This is a genomic window from Calothrix rhizosoleniae SC01, from assembly GCF_900185595.1.
Taxonomy (GTDB): domain Bacteria; phylum Cyanobacteriota; class Cyanobacteriia; order Cyanobacteriales; family Nostocaceae; genus Calothrix_A; species Calothrix_A rhizosoleniae.
Window position 1 is genome coordinate 1 of the sequence record NZ_FYBH01000372.1, and the last position, 4,606, is coordinate 4,606.

Sequence of the window (4,606 nt, forward strand, 5' to 3'; positions counted from 1 at the left end):
ATGTTTAACTACTTATGTCACAATTTTAGAAGTTTGTTAAAATCGTAAACGTATATTTAAATTGGCTAAAACCTACGCCAGTTAATATATTTATGACATCTTCAGGATAGTAATTATACATAAATAATGTGGAATAAAATTTATGCATAATCAAGAGTAAGTGTTTGGGAATGTACTATTTATAATAGTAATAATCCCTTAACTCAAGGCATTAGTATATTTGAAACTATACCCGATACAAAAGTTCAAATTTATTGCTTTTATGTAACTTAGATTAACAATTCCACCGAAATCTTCTCATAATGAGTAGAATTGACAAATACAAGGCTAGAAAATTACTTACGCTATTAGTCGCGTTGTAACTATGTATTTATATAGTTATCAGTGACTAATTGATGAGAAATATTTAGTCTTGTGCTTCTGATGCTGAGTATTAAATCACCAAACTAAATTCATAACAATCAGTTTCCACAAATCAGAAATGCCTGTGATTCAGAAAAGAAGAAATCGTGATTTGCCTCAAATCAACGAAAGAATTCGTTTCCCTACAATTCGTGTAATTGCCACAGATGGTGAACAACTGGGAATTATGGCTCCACAAGAAGCACTGCAAATAGCAGAAGAAAGAGAGCTAGATTTGGTGCTATTGAGTGATAAGGCTGATCCGCCAGTTTGTCGGATTATGGACTATGGAAAATATAAGTTTGAACAAGAAAAGAAAGCGCGGGAAGCACGTAAAAAGCAGCATACGGCTGACGTGAAAGAAGTGAAGATGCGCTATAAAATAGACGATCACGATTACAAAGTGCGTGTTAAACAAGCAGTGCGATTTCTGAAGGATGGTGACAAAGTCAAAGCCACTGTAATGTTCCGGGGTCGAGAAATTCAACACAGTGACTTAGCACATAAATTGCTGAAGCGAATGGCAGCAGATTTAGAAGAGGTAGGAGAAGTGCAGCAAGCACCGAAAAGAGAAGGTAGAAACATGATGATACTCATTTCCCCGAAAAAATAACTACTAACACCCCTTTGACTCAAAACTGTCAACAATAGGGGTGTAGGAGATAGGGTGTAGGGAACACAGTGTTTTCAGAAGCTTGAACTGGGAGCAACATAATCGTCTTGAAAAGACAGGGCTTTTATCCCACGGGCTGTTGGAGCTGTCTGTCTTCCCATATTTTCCACACCTCCCTTGCTCCCTGCTTCTGATTCTATTACTCACAATTTTCACAGTTTGAAGAATTGGCAGAGAGAATGATATAATGAGCAACCTGGTTGCAATTGTGATTGAGTGAATTATCCTCCTCTATCTCCAGAACTTGACCCTGGTTCAATATTTCCCTTTGAACTGGATGATTTTCAACTACAGGCGATCGCTTCTTTAAATGCTGGACGCTCTGTAGTTGTTTGTGCGCCTACGGGTTCGGGCAAAACTTTAATCGGTGAATACGCTATCTATCGTGCCTTGGCACGGGGTAAGCGAGTATTTTATACTACGCCCTTGAAAGCCCTTTCTAATCAAAAATTACGGGACTTTCGGGAACAATTTGGTTTTGATTTAGTGGGATTACTGACTGGGGATGTGAGCATCAACCGGGATGCCCCCATTTTAGTCATGACCACAGAAATATTTCGGAATATGCTCTATGGTACGCCCATTGGGCAAGTTGGCACCTCCTTGGTAGATGTGGAGGCGGTGGTGCTAGATGAATGCCACTATATGAATGATCGTCAACGGGGTACGGTTTGGGAAGAATCTATTATCTATTGTCCCTATAATATTCAACTGGTGGCTCTTTCAGCAACGGTTGCCAATAGTGATGAATTAACTAATTGGTTGGTTCAAGTTCATGGCCCTACAGATCTAATTTACTCTGACTTTCGTCCCGTTCCCTTGGAGTTTTACTTTGGCAATACTAAAGGCATATTTCCTTTGCTGAATAATAGCTTAAGTAAAATCAATCCTCGTCTCATTCAAAGACGGAAAAAGAAAAAAAGTGGAGAGAAAGAAAGAGGTAGAGGTGGTAGGCCAGAAGCACCTAGTCTAATTTATACCCTACAGCAGTTAAAGCAGCGAGACATGCTGCCGGCGATTTACTTTATATTTAGCCGTCGAGGATGTGACAAATCAGTAGAAGAAGTAGCAGATTTGTCCCTGGTGAATGAGCAAGAGGCACAGCAACTCAGGCAGCAAATAGACGAATTTCTGACTCGGAACCCCGAAGCTGGGCGTGCTGGGCAAATTACGCCCTTATATAGAGGTATAGCTGCGCACCATGCAGGAATTTTACCTGCTTGGAAAGGGTTGGTAGAGGAATTATTTCAACAAGGGTTAATTAAAGTAGTATTTGCTACCGAGACATTGGCAGCAGGGATTAATATGCCCGCCCGGACAACAGTAATTTCTACCCTTTCCAAGCGTACAGATAGTGGGCATCGACTCCTGAATGCTTCTGAATTCTTGCAAATGGCAGGTAGGGCAGGTAGAAGAGGGATGGATAAACAGGGACATGTAGTCACCCTGCAAACACCCTTTGAAGGGGCAAAGGAAGCTGCTTATTTAGCAACTTCAAAACCAGATCCCTTAGTCAGTCAGTTTACTTCTAGTTATGGGATGGTGCTGAACTTATTACAAACCCACACCATCGAGGAAGCTAAGGAGTTAATAGAACGGAGTTTTGGTCAGTATTTGGCTAATTTGCATCTGCAACCCCACTATGAATACATTGCCGATTTACAACAACAATTGGCAAATATTCAAGCACAGATTGCAACCGTTGATGAGTCAGAAATTGCTCAATATGAGAAATTACGGCAGCGTTTAAAAGTAGAACAAAAGTTACTGAAAACTTTATACGAGCAAGCATACCAAGCCCGACACGAAGAACTATCAATGATGTTAAGTTTTGCAGTGTCCGGGACATTACTAGGTCTGAAAGGTAAAAATATTCCTGTTGCTACACCAGTAACTGCTATTTTGGTTGGTAAAATTCAAGGCTCGGGTCAATCTCCATATTTGGTTTGCTTGGGTCAAAATAATCGTTGGTATGTAGCAACGGTTTCTGATGTGGTAGATTTGTATGCGGAAATGCCACGAATTGAAATTTCTGCCGATTTGCTACCACCAGCAGAGATGCAATTGAAACCAGGGCAATCTCGTCATGGAAATCAGCAAGCAGCAGAAATTGTCAGGAAAATCCCTGACATAGATGATGCATTACATGTAGCTCCTGAAGTCACTGAGCAGCTGCATCGAGTCGCCAGTTTACAAGAGCAACTGCAAGCCCATCCTCTATTTAAAACAGGTAATGTGGCTACTATCTTCCGCCGTAAAACCCGAGCAGTGGAGTTGGAAGAAGAAATCAGACAATTACAGGGTCAAGTTGAGTTGCAATCCCAACGCCACTGGGAAGAGTTTTTGAATTTAATTACTATTTTGCAGCATTTTGAATGTTTAAATGAACTAGTTCCGACAAATTTAGGGGAAGTTGCAGCTGCTATTCGAGGAGAAAATGAGTTATGGCTGGGTTTAGTATTGGCAAGTGGAGAGTTGGATAATGTAGATCCTCACCATTTAGCAGCTATAGTTGCAGCTTTAGTCACAGAAAGTCCCCGTCCAGATAGCTTTGTTCGGTTTGAGTTATCTAAAGAAGTAGATATAATTTGGTCGAATTTACAAAGGATTCGTCGTTCTGTGTTAAAGGTGCAATATAGGCATGGGGTATCTTTACCTGTGGGATTAGAGAATAGATATCTGAATCTAATTTCCTTGGTGGAACAGTGGGGATTAGGGGTGGAATGGACGGAAGTATGTGACAATACGAGTCTGGATGAAGGTGATGTGGTACGAATTTTACGCCGGACTCTGGATTTGTTATCACAAATTCCCCATGTCCCCCATTTATCAGATTATTTACGTCGCAATGCTCGCCGTGCGATTCAATTAATAGATCGGTTCCCGGTGAATGAAGTTGTGGAGTAATTAGCCATTTTCTGGGGAGCATCCCCATTAAGAAAACCCTCTTCAAATAAGGGATGAATACTATCAGCATTCATCCCTTATACTAGTTGTAATTACTATTTGTTAGCAAACACTTGGACTGCTTGTCTCCAGAAATCACCTTAGATAAAGATACTATCAAAATTATTTATGAGGGTACTCGCTGCAGTCCAACTAACAACAGCTAGAGATTCTTCACCCAGATAAATTTCTGCACCTTTTGCACCATCAGAAATACTTATATTATCAATATTTCCAAGTACTTCAAACGTAGTTTTACTTAGTTGGAAGTTGTTAATACTATCAGTACCTGTACCCAGTTGTAGGGCTACTATATCCTCTCCACCACCTAGCCAGATTTGGTCTTGACCACCACCGGCATAAATATAATTTTTGCCGGAGCCAGTATAAATATTATCATGACCTTGGCCACCATATACGAGGTTATCACCCCCTCCTGCAAAGATATTATCATTGCCACCACCAGCATAAATGTCATCATCATCAGAACCGGTGTTAATTAGATCATTACCATTTCCAGCTTTGATGTAGTTGTATCCATCACCAGCGTTGATGGTATCATCGCCAGCACCAACATAGATATAA

The 4,606-nt window shown here is 40.5% G+C and carries 3 protein-coding genes; 2 read left to right on the forward strand and 1 reads right to left on the reverse strand.

All coding sequences use genetic code 11. The features are described from left to right. Positions 1–481: 481 nt before the first annotated feature. Both infC and CALSC_RS22695 read left to right on the forward strand, forming a co-directional pair. On the forward strand, positions 482–1,015 hold the full coding sequence (infC, locus tag CALSC_RS22690; protein WP_088243515.1) for a translation initiation factor IF-3: 534 nt from the start codon (positions 482–484) through the stop codon (positions 1,013–1,015). A gap of 276 nt (positions 1,016–1,291) precedes the next feature. Next, positions 1,292–3,982, forward strand: a complete 2,691-nt coding sequence (locus CALSC_RS22695; protein ID WP_088243516.1) for a DEAD/DEAH box helicase — start codon at positions 1,292–1,294, stop codon at positions 3,980–3,982. Between the two features lie 140 nt (positions 3,983–4,122). On the opposite strand, the gene CALSC_RS26735 is transcribed toward CALSC_RS22695, so the two are convergent. Further along, on the reverse strand, positions 4,123–4,606 hold a 484-nt coding region (locus CALSC_RS26735; RefSeq protein ID WP_268807236.1), incomplete at its 5' end, for a calcium-binding protein.